This window comes from Alteromonas sp. M12 (assembly GCF_037478005.1).
In the GTDB taxonomy this organism is placed as follows: Bacteria; Pseudomonadota; Gammaproteobacteria; order Enterobacterales; family Alteromonadaceae; genus Aliiglaciecola; species Aliiglaciecola lipolytica_A.
Map to the genome: position 1 here is coordinate 4,586,730 of NZ_CP144164.1, position 20,196 is coordinate 4,606,925.

The window sequence follows — 20,196 nt, forward strand, 5'->3', positions numbered from 1 at the left end:
CTCATTTTCAGAGTCACACCGCCCTGTTTTTCATAAGTTCTATTTCCAACATACTGGTTTACATCCCCATTTTTGAAAAAACACGTAAAACGCAAGGCGGCTCAAAGAGAATTTTATTAATTTGAATCAAACCGCATCAATTTCAGCAACTCACCCTGCAAATGTTAGAACCTATGACAACCCTATTCCTGGTCGTGAATTTATATTAAGCCTGTTTAGCAACGTCAAAAAACACCTAAACCGCGAACAAATCGCCGATGCATTAGCATTGCACTCCTCACAAGATAAAGAGGCACTAAGAAGACGTTTGCGCGCCATGGAACGTGATGGTCAGCTATCATTTCAGCGCAAGGGCTATCAACTCATCGATCCAGAATCACTGGTAAGTGGCGTCATCAATATTCACCCGGATGGCTTCGGATTCGTCACTTATAGCGAGTCTGAAAAAGACTTATTTATACCCAAAAATCAATTAAATCACGTATTTGACGGTGATATTGTTCAGGTACTTATTGAACCCACAAAAAATGCAAAACGTGCTTTCAATACGCTGATTAAAGTGCTCGAACGCAACACCACTCACATTGTTGGTTTGCTCCAACGTGAGAGTAAAGGTTACGTCTTGCAGTCAGATAACAGCAAGATTTCACACATTATCCAGGTTGATAAGAGTAAGCTCAATCAAGCACGCGTCGGTCAGTATGTGAATGCAAAAATCCTAAATTACCCTAATTTTCGCCAACACACACAAGTTGAAATTACTGACGTACTAGGTAACGTTAGCGATGCCGGAATAGACAGCAAACTTGCCCTTTATCGACACGGTATTTCAGCTCAATGGGATAACACCCTACTTGAAGCAGCAAGCGCTTTGGGTACGCAAGTGTCTGAAAAAGATAAAACCCAGCGCGTAGATTATCGCTCTCTGCCATTTGTGACCATTGATGGTGCCGATGCGAAAGACTTTGATGATGCGGTTTATTGTGAAAAGTTAGAAACTGGCGAATGGCGTCTATTGGTTGCAATAGCAGATGTTTCTCACTACGTTCTGCCAAACGATGATTTAGATATTGAGGCGCAACAACGAGCGACATCAATTTATCTTCCAGATCAGGTTGTTCCTATGTTACCTGAAGCCTTGTCCAACGGACTTTGCTCGCTAAACCCAGATGAAGATCGCTTAGTGATGGTTTGCGAAATGACAATTAATCAAAAAGGGCTAGTTAGCAACGCTCAGTTTTCTGAGGGCTTGATTAAGTCTCATGCTCGATTAACATACAATCAAGCCAATGCACTTGTTACTAAACCAGGTAGTAAGCTGGGTAAGACAATTTCCGATTCCAATCCAGAAATAGTGCCACATGTTGCAAACTTACACTCCTTGTTTAGAGTTTTAGGCAAACAACGCAAACAACGAGGTGCAATTGAATTCGAAACACAAGAACTCGCGCTTAAACTCAACAAAAATAAAAACATCGCCAACATATCACCGCTGAAGCGCAACGACGCGCATCGAATGATAGAAGAGTTCATGCTTTGCGCCAATGTCGCCACTGCGCAGTTTTTAGAACGTAACAAAATTCCGAGTTTATTTAGAGTACATGCCGGTCCGCAACAGAAAAAGTTAACGGCACTTCGCGCATTTTTGTCAGACAAAGGTTTAAACCTCGGCGGCGGAGATAAGCCAACACCTCATCACTATAATAATTTATTAAAAAAGGTGAGTAAAAGAGCGGATGCAAAGGTGATTCAAACCTTGTTACTTCGCTCACAAAGTCAGGCGGAATATTCGCCAAATAATCAAGGACACTTTGGTTTAGCTTACGACGCCTATGCCCATTTCACTTCGCCAATTAGGCGCTACCCTGATTTATTAACTCACCGTGCAATTCGCGCAAAGATTCGAAAACAACAAAAAAGAACGGGGTTGCAATGGGTATTACGCCAATTAAAGTTGGATAAATTGCAAAATAAGACACTGCCTAAAACGGCATATCCCTATAACTCCGAAGAGATTGATCTTTTATCAGTGCATTGCTCTAACCAATCGCGCTTAGCAGACATCGTTAGTCGCGAAGTTGAAAACGCAATGATGTGCAAGTATATGCAACCTTTTATCGGCAATTCTTTTGAAGCATGTATATCGGGAATGAACAGCTCAGGTTTATTTGTTACGTTAGCGCAATCTGGTGCCGAAGGCCTAGTGCACATTGCAAGTTTGCCCGGTCAAGGATTTAACTTTGACGCAAATAAGCAAAAATTAACCAACAACCATCATGAATTTGAAATAGGGAATGAAGTCACCGTTGTGTTAAAGGACGTTGACTCACTTAACCGTAAAATGAATTTCGAACTCCCTTTAGATTCCTCTGCAGTCGTTTAAATGCATAAGATTTACGATGAGTTTAAACCTGATTGAACTCGATAGCCTCAAGCGGCCAGATTCACACTTTGAAAAGATGACACAAACATAGTTGCTTCGCTTTTCTTAAGAATCAAGTTTGTGGCTGTCCATGTAAATGCTATGTCCGCTTTGGCAACGAGCAGATATTCGGCAATAAGCGAAAAGCAGAAGTAGGTTCCGGCGTTTTCCATCGGCAGCAATAGACTGTGAGTTCAATTTTTGGTGGTATGGAACCGGGAAAAGAAAAGAGGCAGTACTTAGTAAATGAGCTTTAGAGTATTGCCTGAGACGCCCGATAATTAGGTTTTCGTTAAATGTAATTTCGTGATTTTTAAAACACAACTACTTTTTATGAGTGTAAATTCTTCCACGACCATCGTGTTTTGCTTTGTACAACGCCTTATCACATTGACTAATTAACAAAGATGTTGTTTCCCCATTATTATATTCAGTAATTCCCGCTGAAAAAGTTTGATTTTTTATATCGGCCCCTATTTGAAGTTTACGATAGCCATTGAGAATATCATTCAAGATCCTTTCGGCCTCCAAAGCGGAGGTCATTGGAAGGCAAATAATGAACTCCTCTCCACCATATCTTCCAAATACATCAGTTTCCCTGATAACGCTTTCTAAAAAGTGAGTAAACTTTTGTAATAACTCGTCACCATAATCGTGTCCATATTTGTCATTTATGGTTTTGAAATAATCCAGATCGATCAATGCTAAAGACAGAGATTGTTTATGTCTCTTGGCTTTATCCACCTCAAGATCTATTGCACTCAATAAGCTTCTTCTGTTACGAATACCAGTAAGTGGATCTGTTGATGCAAGTTTCGCCTGCTCTTTTTTAAGTTTTCTTTGAACAATGAAGAGATAGCTGATAACCATCAGGGCTAATGTTAACAGTATAAGCCCAGTTATTAATAAAGTGTTTAGTCTGCTACTGCTCAATAACTTTAGCTTAGAAAATTCATGCTCTTTTGATACCAACTGCAATTTTCTCTCTGCTAAGGCACTCTCGTAATAGTCGCTAAACAGCTCCTTTCGGTTATCGGTTTGAAAGTAAAGAGATTGGTAATAGCTTTTGCTTTGTCTTAGCGAGTCGATAGCGCGCTCCATCTCCCCTGTTGCTACAAATAGGTCGGCTTGTATAGCATTGAACCCTGCACTTAACAAATCTCCTTCTGCAATATTCTTCAAGCGCTCACTAAGCTCTATTGACAGTTGCTTTGCGAGTCCAAGTTGCCCTCGAACCACTGCTGACTTGAAACGAGCAATATCATATGTGGCTTTGTCGTACGACTCTGGCAATGTTGAAACAAACTCTTGAGTACTTTCGATAAGATTTATTGCAGCTATTTCTTTTTCATTTTGATAATAATCATCAATTTTTAGAGTAAGCCCATAAACATAAGTTTCCCAGTCACGTATATTCTCCGCATATGCAATATATTCATCAAGAATCATGTAAGCTTGCTTCGACTTGTCTACCTCCTTAAAACTTCGCCGCTGACAATCCATTGAGATTTGATAATATCTGTGGGGGCTGGCCATCGGGCGCTCTTTAAAGAAGCCTTGAGTCCTAGAACAAAGCTCTATTGCTTTTTCGTATTCACCCAGATAAGACATGCTTAGTCCTATTAGAAGCTCGGCATTCTGGATAGCGCCATCACCAAAAAAGTGTTTATTTTTTAACGAAGGTAATTGGTCGAGAACACGTGATATTTCATTTAATGAGGCGCGAATCAGCCCCATACGTGCCAAAAACGTAGACTTTGCCGCTACGGCGTCAAAATAAAGCTCTTCATCGCTGTCAACAGAATTGGAAATGATGTTTTCTATAGCGCGGTGTGCTAAGTCCCAATCGCCATTGATACCTAAATTGTAAGCTTCAAGTATTTGATGCCTGTAAAACAGCGATGGATGAGTCGATTTGACCTTTGCTGATATTTCTTGAGACACCGTAGAGTACATTTCGAATCCCGTGGGATGGTCAATCAGCGAGTCAAGCAATGCGATGTAAATTGAAGCGACTGGGCTTGAGTCAGATAACACCGACGACTTCTCTATAAGCACAGCTAATTCTTGTTTGTTTGTTGGTGCGCCCTGTAGGACGTCTCGATAGGCATGAAAATACTCATCTTTTGTCAATGCAACCACATCCTTCGTCGTTAACATCGTTACCAGTATGCAAATATAAATAAGCAACTTCACCAGTGTTCCTCTATCGTTACTCTTCCTACTCTCATTGACCAATGATATTATCAGACTCAAGTGCTTATGTCGGTTTTTTGATTTCTAAAGTAATTGTTTGTGGTTTCACTGAGCAAAGAATAATCTATATCTTTAGTTGTTCGGAATTCAAAATTTTCGAAGGTCCGTTATGACTACATTTCTGACTGTCAGATTAGGTCTAAAACACTTGACCATAAATGTCAGATCGAGTCTAAGATACGATACCTTAATTTGTTAACACCAAGCGACTTTGTCGTATCTTAATTAATCCTATCTTTATTCATTGTAACCACACATCAAAAACTTGAGTCAGTTTCAAACCCGCAATTTTGTGTACTTAGATTTTGCCTAAATTACCCAATGTTTGTAACTAGGAAAAACCAAAGCTAAAACTTTATAAAAATTCGACTGATTAATGTTTGAAACTCAGACTTACTAAATAAACTGACAGGCGGGTTTGAGCGATCAACGGTCATACGTCTTGGCTGTGACGTCTAACAAATTCACTGAGTTAGCAGCCGTTCAACGTCCACCCTACAAACGTTTGGTTTCTCCTATAGCAGCCATTCGACTATCCTTAAATCATGTTAAAAGCCAAACACGTTTTTACTGAAGCCGCTATCGATACCGCTTATTCATGGCTGTGTAAGCAGCGGACTAACTTTCCTGCCAATGCGGATATATGGCATTTGCGTTTTCATTGGCACACCCTGCGGGCAGAGCTACTGCAAATGCTCAACCAGCAAGATTACACCTTTATGCCCTTGAGCATGGTGACCAATGCCAATGGCACCACAATGCATTTGTGGTCGTCGCAAGATGCTTTAGTGTTAAAGATGTTAGCGATGGCCTTACCCGATGCATTAGGCTTATCGCCCCTGTGTACCCACATTAAAGGGCATGGTGGTTTAAAAGCCTCGGTGAATGATATTCGCGCAGCCCTGCCTGATTACTCCTACGTAATGAAAACTGATGTAAAACAGTATTATCAATCCATAGACCATACTCTATTACTTAAACTGCTAGATAAAGAAATTAGCGACCCGTTTATTTGGCGTTTGCTGGTGCAGTTTGTAAAACGCAGTGTTGAGATGGGTGGAACGTTTAAATCGATTACATGTGGTATATCAAGGGGCTGCTCACTCTCACCGATAATCGCAGCCTATTACTTAAAGGCCTTAGATAAAAAGATGGAAGGTGACTTCCGTTATTTTTATCGCAGGTACATGGATGACGTCATTGTATTGGCAAAAACACGCTGGCACTTACGTAAGGCCGTCAAAACAGTTAATCAGCACTTCAATCTACTTAAAGTTGCACAAGCGCGAGATAAGACGTTTATTGGAAAGATTGTTAAAACATTCGATTTTTTGGGTTATCGATTTGGCCTGCCAGAACTAGCCTTGGCAGAAAAAACGATAACTAACGCGGTGAATAAAGTGCGTCAGCTTTATGAGCAAAAGCAAACGGCTCCAAAAAGAGCCGCTGCGCTTGATGACTATATTACCCGCTGGTTACGTTGGGTAAATGCAGGGATAGTGGGAACGCCAGTTAATGTTGTTTTCTGTAACGCGAGAACCCAAGGCCTGCAAGACCTAATATAACCAACACGGCCGTATGAGGTTCGGGGACGGAACGTAGCGTTGCTTTGAAGCCTGCCGAAATATCAGTACCAACACTCAGTGGAGAGTGCGACAAACCACTACCGGTGAAACTCAAATTACTAAATATCAGGGAAGAATCGGTTACGAATGGGGATGTATTGTGCGCTCCGAAGCTCAAGAAATCTTATGAATGTTAACACGTAGTTTATGATCGTAAAATAAATTCAAATAGGCGAAAGCCGAATAAGACCCTATACCAAAACCCGCGCTGTTACTTAATATCTTTACACTACTGGCCATTACAGTGTTATTGTTCACTAATCCCAAAATCTCACCACTTACTACTCCACCGCCGTTAGCTGAGTTCGTAAAAGTAAAATCAAAAATAAGTGAAGCCTGCGCGGCACCCATCCAACCTGTAAATATGACTACTGTAAAAATGTACTTCATAAATCGTTTCACGCTAACTCCTAGTTGTTTTTATTTGTCAATATACAGATAGGCAATATTCACGCCAGCAAACAAAATCAATGACTTACGAGAATGAAGATGTGGAATTGAAAAAAAAGCTGACAGTTTTACTTCGTTTTAGTGTCTGAGTCTATACATTCATGTCACCGCCTTACTGCTAAATGTGTAAGCATAAAAAGCAATGTCTGAATGACGAAACAATACACTCACCGTCTGCTTTTACTTTATACACACCTTATGCAGCTAAGTTCTGAAGATCCGCAACCTGCGATTTGAGATCGTTCCCGCACTGATCGGCTACGTCTGCAATTGGCACAAAGTTCTCAGTCAGAATTAACGTAAAACTATCCGTTCAAGCAGTGCATGCGTCGAACAGGTTCCCAAGGCTAAATGACTGCTTTAGAAAATAGCACAGAAGAAAATGAAATGACCGTTCCTCGATAAGCTTATCTGCCGTTCAAAATATTTTATTGAACGACATTAATTTGCAGTGATAATGCCGACAAAAACTGGTTTGAGTAAGCTATTAAATAAGTATTCGTACTCGCGCACTTTCAATTGGACGACATTAAACTTTCAATTGGACGACATTAAACTTTCAATTGGACGACATTAAACTTTCAATTGGACGAACTAAATTCTACTATTAGTCAGAATCATACTTAACCCAATTGAGTCGCATAATGTTTGAACGTTTCGCTAAAAAAAATTTATTAGATGCGCTTAGTGACACACCTGTTGTGCTAATTCATGGTTCTCGTCAATGTGGTAAAACAACGCTCGCACAACTTGTAGGTGAAAAGCAGGGCTATTACTATCTGACCTTTGATGATACTAACCAACTCAACTCTGCAAAAAACGACCCTGTGGGTTTTATCGATAATTTACCAGAAAAAGTCATTATCGACGAAGTCCAGCGTGCTCCAGAAATATTTACAAGTATTAAGGCTAGCGTTGATAAAAATAGAAAACCTGGACGTTTTATACTAACTGGCTCGGCAAACGTTTTACTCCTTCCAAAGTTATCGGATTCGCTCGCGGGTAGGGTAGAAATTATTCACCTAAGAGCGTTATCGAAAGCTGAAATTATTGGTCGCCAATCCAGCGTCATGCTAAGCATATTTACACGCACCTTAGATCAAAATGTCAAAACAACTGGATATGTAAAACTTGGGAAAAAGATTAACACGTTAATCACTGCTGGCGGCTACCCTTCTGCACTTAGCCGAACTAGTGAAAACAGGAAAATGGCATGGTATCGAGATTTTACTAACACTATTATTCAACGAGATATTCAGGATATTGCCAGTATTCAGAATATAAGCATACTCCCGAAATTACTTCAGCTCTGCGCCAGTCAGACTGCTAGATTGTTCAACGTATCTGACTTAGCGTCCCCCTTTTCAGTAAGCCGCCCCACTATAAAAGAATACATTACATTACTTGAACAAATATTCTTAGTTGAGCAAATTCAGCCATGGCACACTAACCGCTTGAGTCGTTTAATCAAGACCCCCAAAATACATTTAGCAGACACGGGATTAGCGTGTGCCTTACTTAACGTAAAAAGTGATGACTTGGAGAAAGATAGAAGTTTGTTAGGACAGCTTCTTGAAACTTACGTGTATCAAGAATTACAAAAATATGCCAGTTGGCAAGACAACAATATAGATATTTACCATTTCAGGAACAAAGACAAAGTAGAGGTCGATTTTGTTATACAAGACGGCAAGTATATTACTGGTATAGAAGTGAAAGCGTCTGCGACCATCCAATTAAGTGATTTCAAGGGACTCATTAAGTTACGTGATGCGGTTAACGACTGTTTTGCAAATGGTGTTGTATTTTACGACGGAGATACAATACTCTCTTTTGGTGACCGCTTATTTGCAATCCCTTATGCTGCATTTTTAGCGAGTTGAACATACTTTTGACCTAGAACTAATTAGCCTTTCAGTTCCAAATGACCGGTTTAGGGCTAGAATTTAACCCCAAAAGCCAGGTTTTTAAATGACTATAAATCGCTCTAAGCCGTCCTACAATTAGTTTAATCAATTATCGGTAAACAACCTTTTGCATTTCATCTGGTGACTGATTTGAAACGGCCGCTTTCTTCAACAATACAAATAATATTTAAGCCTAAATGTCGGCAATTGGCACAAACCCAACCAAAACCTAGTGACGTGGCTGTGCGAGTTTCAAACTTTAATGTCTAGTTTCAAACTTTAATGTACTCGTACAAGGGCCTTTCGGCCCTTTTAGTCTCTATTCAACAGTAACTGACTTGGCCAAGTTTCGCGGTTGGTCAACATCTGTACCTTTAATTACGGCTACGTAGTAGGAAAGTAATTGTAAGGGCAGTGTGTACACGATTGGTGCGATAGCTGGCTCACAATGAGGCACATTAATAACTCGCATGGTGTCGTCACTGGCGAATTTTGCTTGCCTATCGGCGAACACATACATAATACCGCCTCGGGCGCGCACTTCTTCTACATTGGATTTTAACTTTTCTAAAAGTTCGTTATTAGGAGCAACGACTATTACTGGCATTTCGTCATCGATTAACGCCAGAGGTCCGTGTTTTAGTTCTCCAGATGCGTAGGCTTCAGCGTGGATGTAAGAAATTTCTTTGAGCTTTAACGCACCTTCCATAGCAATCGGGTATTGATCACCTCGGCCTAAGAAAAGGCTGTGTTGTTTATCGGCAAACTCTTCGGCTAAATCTTCAATTCCAGCGGTTAAACTCAAGGTTTCTTCAAGTTTAGCTGGCAAGCTGTGTAAGCCACTAACAATCGACTTCTTATCTATTTCAGACATGCCATTGTACTTACCTAGGGCCAATGTCAGCATCAAGAAACCAGTCAACTGAGTGGTGAACGCTTTGGTAGAAGCAACGCCTATTTCTGCACCTGCTAAGGTCATAAACGCCATGTCAGATTCGCGCACTAACGATGAACCTGGCACATTACATATCGCCAAACTCGACATATAACCGACGTTTTTGGCTAATCTTAGCGCGGCTAAGGTATCGGCAGTTTCACCAGATTGAGAAATAGTCACCAACAAGCTGTTAGGGTGTACCACTGATTTGCGATAACGAAACTCAGAAGCAATTTCAACGTTACAAGATACGTTGGCATATTGTTCCAGCCAATAGCGCGCCGTCATACCGGCATGATAACTAGTACCACATGCGATAATTTGCACATGTTTAATATCTTTTAAGATGGCCTCAGAACCTGCCCCAAATATCCCTTCAACTAAGTCACTCTCACCTAAGCGATCTTGCAGAGTATTGCGCACAACTATGGGCTGCTCATGGATTTCCTTGAGCATATAATGACGATATCCGCCTTTGTCGCCAGCATCATGTTCAATATCTGAATCGAATACATCGCGCTCTACCAACGTACCTGCAGCATCGTATACTTTGATGCTTGTACGAGTTATCTCTGCGACGTCGCCTTCTTCTAAGAACATAAAACGACGAGTAACCGGCAATAAAGCCATTTGGTCTGATGCGATAAAATTCTCGCCAATCCCCAAACCTATTACCAATGGACTGCCTGAACGAGCAACAATAACGCGATTTGCGTCCATTTTGTCCATAATCACGGTACCGTAAGCACCATGAAATTGGCTCACAGAATCTTGCACTGCTTGTAGCAGATCTTTGCCATTTTTAAGCTCTTCGTGAACCGTGTGAGCAATGGTTTCAGTGTCGGTATCTGAACCAAAGGTATAACCTTTGGCTTGTAAATCGGCACGCAGATCTTCATAGTTTTCAATGATGCCGTTATGCACCACGGCAATCCGGTCATTTGAAAAGTGTGGGTGTGCATTTTTCTGAGTAACACCGCCATGGGTTGCCCAGCGAGTATGCGCTATACCGGTAGAACCTTTCACTGGATTCGCTTCAATCGCATCACTTAGTGCTTTTACTTTTCCAATCTGACGTTCACGGGTCAAGTTGCCGTTGCCATCCAACACTGCCACTCCAGCTGAATCGTATCCGCGATACTCGAGTCGTCTCAGTCCTTCTAACAATATTTCAACTACGTTGCGTTCGGCAATTGCGCCTACTATCCCACACATAATCTTCTCCTAATGTGTTTCAAGGGTTGGAGCGCAAATCACATTTACGCCGTGTTGTTCAATTTGATGTTTGGCTTGTTCATCAATGCCATCATCAGTCACCAATATTGAGATTTTTGACCAGGGCAATTCCACATTGGGTATTTTGCGCTGTAATTTTTCTGATTCCGCCATCACAATCACTTGTTTTGATACTTCTGCCATGGTGCGGCTCAATGAGGTTAACTCATTGAAAGTTGTAGAACCGCGCTGCGTATCTAATCCCGCAGCACCTAAAAAAGCTTGGTCGAAATTATAGGCGCGAAGCATTTGTTCAGCCATTTGACCTTGAAACGAATGAGACTGTTGATCCCATGTGCCGCCGGTCATTAGCACTTGCGGCTCGTTTTCACGTTCTAATAAGTCATTCGCCACATGCAGTGAATTGGTCATAATGACTAAACCACGTTTGGCGGCTAAATGGGGGATTAACGCCGCTGTAGTGCTGCCACTATCAATAATAATACGGTTATGATCTTGAATAAGAGTAGCTGCGGCAATGGCAATAGCTTTCTTTCGACTCGAAAGCTTTTCATTGGTTAATTCAGAAGATTCTGACGGCAATAAGACAGCGCCACCAAATTTTCTGAGCAATAACCCGTTACTTTCGAGTTCTGATAAATCTTTTCGAATCGTTACTTCAGAGGTTGAAAACAGCTTAGATAAAGCGTCTACAGCGACTTCTCCACGTTCGTTTAAACGCTCAATGATAGCTCTACGACGTTGTTGGGTATTGCGTTTTTGCACTATTGTATCCACCGATGAAAGCACTTAAGTTTCGAAACGAAAGAAATAATAGGTGATAATTTACGAATTGCAAGTATTTAGTTTCATACCTGTGTATTTTTCGATCAAAAGGAGAAAAGCTGAGATAAACAATTTGCCACCAATCAAGATTAATTCTCGGTAGGCGGCAATATTCCAAGGTTTTGTTTTAGCAGGTCTTTGGCTTGGTCACTCAATAATGCTTCTGCAAGCATTTCTTCTAACGCCAACTCGTCGTAATCACCTGCTTGGAAGGTAAGACTGATCTCACTCATTAAGTTAGCTTCAAAAAGTGTCGCCGAGAGTGGCGAGAGCTCTGAGATCTTAGATATGGATATAGTTTGGTCTTTTACCACTTCGATTATTAAAGAAGGCATTTCCCATATTTTCATTAGCTCAACACTGAGCAACATAGAGCGCTGACTGAGAAATTTCTTAAACACCAATGAATCTTGTTTGAAGTCTGGATGACTTTTTTGAAACGCTTCAACCATAAATTGGAAAATAACGATTTTGCCTAAATCATGCATCAAGCCAATAATATAGGCAGCATCAGCATTCAAATTGCGCGCTTGGGCTAGGGTTTTGGCAAGCACCGCTACCTCTTGGCTATGCAACCAAACTTTTTCTCCAAATGCTTTAAAATAAATCGGTTTTTGATGACATAAGTTTTTTACAAAACCATTTAAAACAAATTCTTTTATATCTTTTGCACCCATCAACATAAACGCTTTTTGCAGATCGGTGATTTCATTATTTCCACGTTTATAAGCAGGGCTGTTGGCTTTTTTCATCAGCTCGCTTGCAATACTCGGCTCTTGTTCAATCACTTTGATGAATTCAGTCAAGTTAAAGTCGGGATCGTTCAATAAATTAGTTAAGGTCAGCACAGACTGCGGCAGAACTGGGAAATGAGTTAACACGTCTTGCGGATTTTTAAGGGCGTGATTCACCCGAGTTAAGATATATTGTTCTAGGGGATTTAAGGTGGTACTGGTTTCAGATGGCCCTAACAAATAATCGTAGAACAGAAACTCCAAGCGGTTAAATGAAGCAACGCTAAGAGTGATACTTTTTGCAGGTACTGGAATATCAGGTAAATTAGATTCAGCAGGACTCGCTTGTTTTGTTACTTCCGGTAAGCCACTTTTTGCCGAATCTATAGCCGCAGACGTCTTGACTAACGGAGTTTTAACCGCTGGTTTGGGTGTTGTGCGCTTAAACAAGCGAGAGATCAATTTTTCAAACATATTCGAATTTGCAAACCAGTAATTTTGTTTAAGGCCTTGTTCAAGGCCTTGAAATACACGATAACAACCTGAATCAATTTCTATCTAATATTAGTTAGCAAAAACTTAAAGATAAAAATTGTCGCTAGAATCCTGTTACCTATTCTCTCAAGTCTTTTTGGTCGGTCGTTTCCAACCTTGTATATTTCGCTGTTTGCTCCGAGCGACCGCCAATTCATGATCATCGACATTAGTATTGACCGTTGAACCAGCGCCTACTGTGGCCATTTTCCCGATTGTCACTGGCGCGACTAACGCACTATTGGAGCCAATAAACGCGCCGTCACCGATAATAGTTTTGGATTTATTCACACCGTCATAGTTACAAGTAATGGTGCCTGCACCAATATTGGCTCCTTCTCCAACCAGCGTATCGCCTAAATAGGTTAGGTGGTTGGCTTTAGAACCTTTGCCTAATACGGTTTTTTTCATTTCTACGAAATTACCAACCTTAGACTTATCATGCATTACAGCCCCTGGTCTGAGTCGAGCATATGGACCGACACTGCAGCCACTATGCAATTCAGCTTGCTCAATTATAGAGTTCGCTTCTATTACCGAATCATCGCCGATTTGGCAGTCAATCAAAATGCAATTAGGGCCAATTTTTACATTATTGCCTAACTCCACTTTGCCTTTAATGATGACATTAACGTCAATGCTGCAATCTAAACCGAATGAAATTTCACCGCGCAAATCGAAACGTTGGGGATCTAAAATATACAAGCCTTCCATCAGCAAGTTCTCAGCGTTTTCCAGCTGGTAAGCCCGTTCTATCATTGCCAATTGCTTACGGTTATTAATCCCTTCTACTTCCACCGAATTTGCTGGGTGAGCAGCTTTAATCACTTTACCTTCATTGGCAGCCATCTCGATGACGTCTGTGAGATAAAACTCACCTTGTGCGTTATCACTGTTTAGCGCTGATAACCAACGTTTCAGGTCAGCGCCGCCCATGATCATCATGCCGGTATTAATTTCTTTTATTTGACGTTGAGCATCTGTGGCATCTTTATGTTCTACGATGGCGGTAACATTTTCACCATCTCGAATAATACGTCCCATTCCTGTGGGGTCATCCAATTCAACGGTCAACAGTGCTAGATCTGATTGTTGTTTAACATCAATTAGTTGCTGCAATGTCTGCGCTTTAATTAAAGGCGCATCACCCACCAAGATCAAAACGTTTTCGTCATCTTTAATATGAGGAACCGCTTGCTGAACCGCATGGCCAGTACCCAATTGCTCTGATTGTAAACACCAATTGAGTTGATTATGCGCCAATGCCGATTGCAGTTGCTCGCCACCATGGCCATAAATTAAATGAATGCTTTCAGCGCCCAGCGTGTTCACAGTATCGATAATATGTTGCACCATAGGTTTATCGGCAATGGGGTGAAGTACTTTGGGTAATTTAGACTTCATTCGCGTGCCTTTGCCCGCTGCAAGTACAACTACTGAAAACGTCATTGAGTATCCTTAAATCATAAAATTCTATTTATTCTAACTAAGCTCACTAAAAGGTCTAGTAATATCACACAAAGCATATATTATTTGTTTGGCTAAAACCTGTGCGGATTTTATCCGTAGAAGTATTGGACGCTTATCGTTAAGATGATGTCTTGAAATTAATGAATGGAAATTGGATTTCTTTGAACGCCTTTCGAACTTTACATCGTAGTATTTTAATTTTGTTTGCCGTAGTGGTTATTTCAATAGTAACCCTTGTTCATTTTACAGCGTCAAAAATTGTTGCTGAGCAAAGCCGAGCTCAACAGCAATCCATTTCTCCTGCTATTACTTTAATTATTGATCAGCTTCTTGAACCCCTTCATGTATCCGAAACATTAGCCAAAGCCAAAGAACTCAAAGATTTAATGAAAGACAAAGACATTGATGAAGAAGCAATGTTTTCTATGCTCACAAGACTCGAAAGCGAGTTTGATATGGAGTTTTTTATTGCCAGTGAAAGCAGCCGTATGCAATACAACTCAGACAAGACAAAACTGGCATTAGTCGAAGACAAAGTGGATTGGTATTTTCGCTACAAAGCTGCTCCTAATGACGCTATAGCTGATATTGGTCAATGGCAAGATCCACATTTTTATATCGATTTAAAAGTGTATGACGGTGATGATAACTTTCTCGGCTTTTTTGGGATCAGTAAAAGCCTCGACAGTTTCGTGGAAATTTTTGATCAGTACAAACGCGAATATGGCTACGATTTTATTTTTGTGGACCAAGACAATAATATCGCACTTTCTTCAGATCCTAATTTAATCGTTGAGAATGCCACATTTAAAACCCTTGAAAGTTTAGATTGGTATAAAACGCTAGACATCAGCAAATTACCCGATGGTTCACTGAATAATTTGTTAGTTAAAACCTCCGGTGTAGATGCGCTCATTGCGGAAGTGAAAGTTGAGCCTTTCGGCTGGACTATGTATTTGCTGACTCCTTTGGAAGCAAGACAAACTGAAATAAGCCGCAGCTTTATCATTAGTGTTGTCACGTTGTTGGTGATTATATTTGTATTGTTTATGCTGATTTATCACCTGCTGTATTATTTTAAGCAAGACATGCAGAAAAACTTCCAGACCGATCCTCTTACACGTTTGCCGAATCGTAATAAAGTCGAATTACGCTATGCTGAAATGATGGATAAAGGACTACAAGTAGGGGTGATTCTGATTGACATTGATCACTTCAAAGCGGTGAATGACACCCACGGCCACAACGCGGGTGACAATGTACTTCGTCAAATATCAAATATGTTAAGTAATCAGTTACGACACGGTGATGTTGTAGGTCGCTGGGGTGGTGAAGAGTTTGTACTGTTGTTGCCAGACACAAGTCCTGATCAAGCCTACGACGTGGCACAAAAGTTACGTGAAAGCATGTCGAATATGACCGCTTCCACCGGCTCAGCTGCAGTTCAAGTAACTGCTAGCTTTGGCGTATCACACACCGACACGCTGCGCCCTCTAACCGAAGTGCTAGGTTATGCAGACGATGCTTTGTATCAGGCCAAACGAGACGGTCGTAATATTGTCAGAATGCAATTATCAAAATCAGAGTAGTAAGTAGTTACACTTGCTACCTGCTTGTATTTTGCTAGGCGAGTTTGAGTCTAAACTTAATCACACCTGTTGTGAGGCTCACTCCGAATAAAATTAACCCTGCCCCCAACAACATGCCTAGAGTTAGCATTTCTTGTAAAAACAACACGCCCCATAACACCCCAAATACTGGCACCAAATACGCAACGGTAATGGCTTTGGATGCACCCACATTAGCAATTAACCGGAAATACAAAATATAGGCAAAACCGGTGCAAACGACCCCAAGCACTATCACTTGCACCCACGCATCAAATGATGGCATTTGTTGCGGCCAAAGCATTACGGCAAAGGGAATTAAAGCAAGCGTAGCAAAGACTTGACTACCCGTTGCTATGGCAAGAGTGTTGATTCCGGTAAGATGTTTTTTGGTGTAGCAAGCAGCAATTCCGTAAGCGAATGTTGAGCCTAGCGCCGCCAAAATAGGTAACACAGACAAATGTAAGTCAATTCCAGTACGAACCAAACTGATCACAACCACGCCACTAAAGCCAATAAATAGGCCAAAAACCGACAAGCCTGTTAGTCGTTCCTTCAACCACAAAAAGGCAACAATAGCGCCAAACATTGGGGCGGTAGCATTCAGAATAGAGGCCATGCCAGCCCCCAATAACACGGTACTGTAACTAAACATAACAAAAGGGATGGCAGTGTTAACTAATCCTACAAATAAAATGGGACGCCAATACTGCCTAACAACTGAGACCTTTTTACGAAGAAATAGCAGTGGTAATAAACACAAGGCGGCAATTCCTGTGCGCACTGCGACAAGGGCAAAAGCACCAAACTCTGGTGTGGCAGAACGCATGTACAAAAAGGATGATCCCCAAATTGCACCTAACATCACCAATTCGAATACGTCTTTTAATCTCATTACATCATTTACCTTTGCTCACTCCGATTTAATAACAAGTAGGAGTTATTGACCTTTTTGTTCAAATTCTAATAGCCATGACTTACGTTCTAATCCGCCGGCGTAACCGGTAAGTGTGCCATTTTTGCCAATCACTCGATGACAAGGAACAACGATAGAAAGTGGGTTTTTGCCATTTGCCGCCCCTACAGCTCTAACGGCTTTGGGTTTGTGTAATTGATTGGCTATATCAGCATAACTGCATGTCGCACCAAAAGGAATATTTGCTAAAGCCTGCCAAACTTGGCGCTGAAAGTCAGTACCTACAGCACCCAAAGGTAATTGAAAACGGGTTAACTTACCCTCGAAATAGGCATTCAATTGAGTTACTGCCTCTTCCGTTATGGGGTTGCCTTGATAAATGTCTTGTTGAGATTCTGAAAAATATATAGAAACAATACACTGACTATTTGCACAAACTTCTATTTGCCCTATGGGCGTTTCGAGATAACTATAAAATAAATCACTGCTATGCGTCATGCCATGCTCCACAATTGAAAAGTAAGATAGCTCCTCCATGGAGCCGCTGCATCGGGATTTAAAAGGTGTTGTTGAATTTGTTTTTTGATCACCAAATCAGAATCTAACCAGATATCCGGATTGGAAAGCCCGCGCATATTGGCATAAGCCACCGTCCAAGGGCCAATTCCTTTGATACTTTGCCAGTCACTTAACAGCCCATTTTGAACCTGGAACTTGGCAAGATCCCGTAAACACTGTCGGCGTTTGTCAGGGATTTTAAGAAAGCTCAAATCTGACTCGGCAATAGCCTCAGGGGAAGGAAAAAGTCGTTGCTGCTGATAACTTCCGCCAAGTTCATGAGCTAATTGAGAAACCAGATTGACCGCGGCTTTAACTGAAATTTGTTGCCCTAAAATGGCTCGACAAGCAGCCTCAAAAGCACTCCATACACCAGGAATTCGAATTCCTGGAACAATAATGTCATGGGGTAGCCCGGTGGCCTGCAAACTCGTGTGAATGATATGCGGATCGCAATCCAAATCCAATAAACGCCGGATTTGCATTACCACAGCTTGAAAACAACTCAAATCATTGATGCTGAGCGACACGTCAAAACAATTCTTGGTAGCGTTTAAAGTAGCAGTAAAATGCCCTAGCGCATTGCCATAGGTGAATCCTTTGCTATAACTATTTTCAGTCACGGTTTCTATCTCAGCAATCGCCCGTAGTTTTAAAAAGTCACGTAAATGCGGCCAGTTGTAAGGGGCTCGATACGCCAACTGAATGTGTAATGAGGCTGACTTCATACCCTGCTCACTGCCGTGGGGCGAGGTGATTTTGCTGGCTGCGCTCTTACGAATCTGAGTCGGCGTGAGTTGCAAGTTGGATTGCAGGTTAGCTTGTAACCGACGGGCACTAGTGAAGCCGCTAGCGATAGCTATATCGTCAATCGACAATGTGCTGTTGTGTAATAAATTTTTAGCCATCAATAGCTGGTCAAACAAACGAAACTTTTTAGGTGATATTCCCAGCTTCTTTTGAAACAAATCACGCAGATAGCGATCGCTGACACCCAATTTTTCACAAATATCCTCAACATTTAACTCGGGGTGAGCACGCAGTAATTTGATGCCCCGTTCGAGTGTAGTAGTGGTGCCCTTCCAAGCAAAAGAACCCGGTGCACTATCAGGGCGGCAACGTAAACACGGACGAAAGCCCGCCTGCATCGCCAAAGGTGCCAATTCATAATATTCGACATTTTGTTCTTTTGGTGAAGGCGCAGGACAAATTGGCCGACAAAATATGCCCGTGCTTTTCACTGCCACATAAAACTGTCCGTCAAATCGAGGATCACGGGACTTGCGCGCCTGTTGGTATATTTGCTTGGTATTCATAAAGGTTACTTTTAGCCAACTTAGAGCAAGTTTAACCGCAAAAGATCAATAAAACGCGCTGAAAACGGAAGTGATATGAAATTAGTCCCTTATTAGAGTGAATTCATTTCCCTGTTGTTTCAGCCACCTTCAACTAGTATCCTTGTCAGGATGAGATGTTTAACGTTAATTGTCCTTTTCTGGTTGACAATAATTGTCTGCCCGCCGGCCTTCGCTGAAGAAGATAGCTGGCTTTACGACTTTGCCTCCAAAACCCAAGCACAAGCTATGAAGCACAATGTGCCTGGTTATATTCTTGTTTTTATTCGTAAAGGCGAACCGGCTAAGGTGATTAGTTATGGTTTGACTGAAAATTTTGGTCAAAAAATTGATACCGATACTGTGTTTAGATTGGCCTCTGTGTCGAAAACATTCGCCGGTGTGTTAATGGCCAAAAAAGTCGCAGAAAAACAGTTTACGTGGCAAACACCGATACTAGAGATTGTGCCCGAATACGGCTTTAATCGGTTAGATCCCAATCCGATAACCCTTGGACATTTGTTAAGCCAGTCCAGTGGATATATCCCCAATGCTTACGACAATTTAATTGAAGCGAATTACTCGTTAAAACGTGTTCTAGGACAGTTAGCGAAATTAGAGCCCTTGTGTTCCCCAGGCAAATGTTACACCTATCAAAATGCATTATTTGGCGTACTTGAAGATTATTACATCAACCATAAAAGTAGTTATGGTAAAGAATTAAGCGAGACCATTTTTAAACCATTAAAAATGCCGCACGCCAGTACAGGAAGACAAGGTTTACAAAGCTCGCCCAAATGGGCAAAACCCCATGTGGCAATCACCCGCTCGAAATGGCGAGAAACCAAAGTTCAAGATGATTATTATCGTTATGGTCCAGCAGCGGGAGTAAACGCCAGTATTGAAGACATGGCGATTTGGGTGCGCGCAATGTTAGGAGAATATCCAGAGGTTATTCCCCCAGAAATAGTTGATACGGTCACCTCAGAAAAAATCAAAACAACACGAGAGTTACGCAGACGAGATTGGCGACGATTCTTGAAAGATGCCCATTATGGCTTAGGTTGGCGGATTTACGACTTTAAAGGCCACAAATTAAATTATCATGGTGGTTGGGTGAAGGGCTATCGCGCAGATGTGTCTTTCGCACCAGATCAAAAAGTAGGTTACGCGATGCTGATGAATGCCGAATCAAATCTTATCAATAGTTTTACTGCAAAATTCTGGCAGGCTTATTTTGAATCTTATGAAGAAACTCAAAAACGGCAATTGGCAAAGCAAACTGGGGGTTAACCGTAGCTTAGCACTTTACTGACATGCGCTGACAATTGCAAAAACCTTTAATGCAGTGAATTGAGTAAATCACTATCAGCAGTAAAAACATT

The 20,196-nt window shown here is 41.4% G+C and carries 14 protein-coding genes; 5 read left to right on the forward strand and 9 right to left on the reverse strand.

Annotation, left to right across the window (positions count from 1 at the left end; genetic code table 11):
• Positions 1–121 precede the first annotated feature (121 nt).
• Complete coding sequence (gene rnr, locus VUI23_RS19710) at positions 122–2,383, forward strand: ribonuclease R (RefSeq protein WP_342805609.1); 2,262 nt, start codon at positions 122–124, stop codon at positions 2,381–2,383.
• 363 nt (positions 2,384–2,746) lie between these two features.
• On the opposite strand, the gene VUI23_RS19715 is transcribed toward rnr, so the two are convergent.
• Positions 2,747–4,618, reverse strand: a complete 1,872-nt coding sequence (locus VUI23_RS19715; protein WP_342805611.1) for a GGDEF domain-containing protein — start codon at positions 4,616–4,618, stop codon at positions 2,747–2,749.
• 605 nt (positions 4,619–5,223) lie between these two features.
• Here VUI23_RS19715 and VUI23_RS19720 point away from each other — a divergent pair.
• Positions 5,224–6,243: a reverse transcriptase domain-containing protein gene (locus VUI23_RS19720; RefSeq protein ID WP_342805613.1), complete on the forward strand. Its 1,020-nt coding sequence runs from the start codon at positions 5,224–5,226 to the stop codon at positions 6,241–6,243.
• Positions 6,244–6,417: 174 nt separating this feature from the next.
• On the opposite strand, the gene VUI23_RS19725 is transcribed toward VUI23_RS19720, so the two are convergent.
• Positions 6,418–6,705: a hypothetical protein gene (locus VUI23_RS19725; protein WP_342805615.1), complete on the reverse strand. Its 288-nt coding sequence runs from the start codon at positions 6,703–6,705 to the stop codon at positions 6,418–6,420.
• Between the two features lie 692 nt (positions 6,706–7,397).
• Between VUI23_RS19725 and VUI23_RS19730 the strand changes: the two genes are divergently transcribed.
• Positions 7,398–8,636 (forward strand): ATP-binding protein, encoded by a 1,239-nt coding sequence (locus VUI23_RS19730; protein WP_216048624.1) that lies wholly within the window; start codon positions 7,398–7,400, stop codon positions 8,634–8,636.
• 343 nt (positions 8,637–8,979) lie between these two features.
• Here the strand turns inward: VUI23_RS19730 and glmS are convergent, their stop codons facing one another.
• The 4 genes from glmS to glmU all read right to left on the reverse strand — a co-directional run bounded on the left by glmS (position 8,980) and on the right by glmU (position 14,375).
• The gene (gene glmS, locus VUI23_RS19735; protein ID WP_342805617.1) at positions 8,980–10,812 is read right to left on the reverse strand and encodes a glutamine--fructose-6-phosphate transaminase (isomerizing); all 1,833 of its coding nucleotides are present in this window, start codon (positions 10,810–10,812) and stop codon (positions 8,980–8,982) included.
• Between the two features lie 9 nt (positions 10,813–10,821).
• Positions 10,822–11,598: a DeoR family transcriptional regulator gene (locus VUI23_RS19740; RefSeq protein ID WP_303500375.1), complete on the reverse strand. Its 777-nt coding sequence runs from the start codon at positions 11,596–11,598 to the stop codon at positions 10,822–10,824.
• A gap of 149 nt (positions 11,599–11,747) precedes the next feature.
• On the reverse strand, positions 11,748–12,866 hold the full coding sequence (locus VUI23_RS19745) for an HDOD domain-containing protein (RefSeq protein WP_342805620.1): 1,119 nt from the start codon (positions 12,864–12,866) through the stop codon (positions 11,748–11,750).
• Positions 12,867–13,013: 147 nt separating this feature from the next.
• Complete coding sequence (glmU, locus tag VUI23_RS19750; RefSeq protein ID WP_342805621.1) at positions 13,014–14,375, reverse strand: bifunctional UDP-N-acetylglucosamine diphosphorylase/glucosamine-1-phosphate N-acetyltransferase GlmU; 1,362 nt, start codon at positions 14,373–14,375, stop codon at positions 13,014–13,016.
• Positions 14,376–14,557: 182 nt separating this feature from the next.
• Between glmU and VUI23_RS19755 the strand changes: the two genes are divergently transcribed.
• Complete coding sequence (locus tag VUI23_RS19755; RefSeq protein ID WP_342808323.1) at positions 14,558–15,985, forward strand: sensor domain-containing diguanylate cyclase; 1,428 nt, start codon at positions 14,558–14,560, stop codon at positions 15,983–15,985.
• Positions 15,986–16,019: 34 nt separating this feature from the next.
• Here the strand turns inward: VUI23_RS19755 and VUI23_RS19760 are convergent, their stop codons facing one another.
• Genes VUI23_RS19760 through VUI23_RS19770 form a run of 3 tightly spaced genes read right to left on the reverse strand, consistent with a single transcriptional unit; the run spans position 16,020 to position 18,793 of the window.
• On the reverse strand, positions 16,020–16,898 hold the full coding sequence (locus tag VUI23_RS19760; protein ID WP_216048619.1) for a DMT family transporter: 879 nt from the start codon (positions 16,896–16,898) through the stop codon (positions 16,020–16,022).
• Between the two features lie 45 nt (positions 16,899–16,943).
• Positions 16,944–17,417, reverse strand: a complete 474-nt coding sequence (locus VUI23_RS19765; RefSeq protein ID WP_342805623.1) for a methylated-DNA--[protein]-cysteine S-methyltransferase — start codon at positions 17,415–17,417, stop codon at positions 16,944–16,946.
• Positions 17,414–18,793 (reverse strand): AlkA N-terminal domain-containing protein, encoded by a 1,380-nt coding sequence (locus tag VUI23_RS19770; RefSeq protein WP_342805625.1) that lies wholly within the window; start codon positions 18,791–18,793, stop codon positions 17,414–17,416. The genes VUI23_RS19765 and VUI23_RS19770 overlap by 4 nt, the downstream gene beginning before the upstream one ends.
• A 267-nt stretch (positions 18,794–19,060) precedes the next feature.
• On the opposite strand from VUI23_RS19770, the gene VUI23_RS19775 reads away from it, so the two are divergent.
• On the forward strand, positions 19,061–20,104 hold the full coding sequence (locus VUI23_RS19775) for a serine hydrolase domain-containing protein (RefSeq protein WP_342805627.1): 1,044 nt from the start codon (positions 19,061–19,063) through the stop codon (positions 20,102–20,104).
• Positions 20,105–20,196 lie beyond the last annotated feature (92 nt).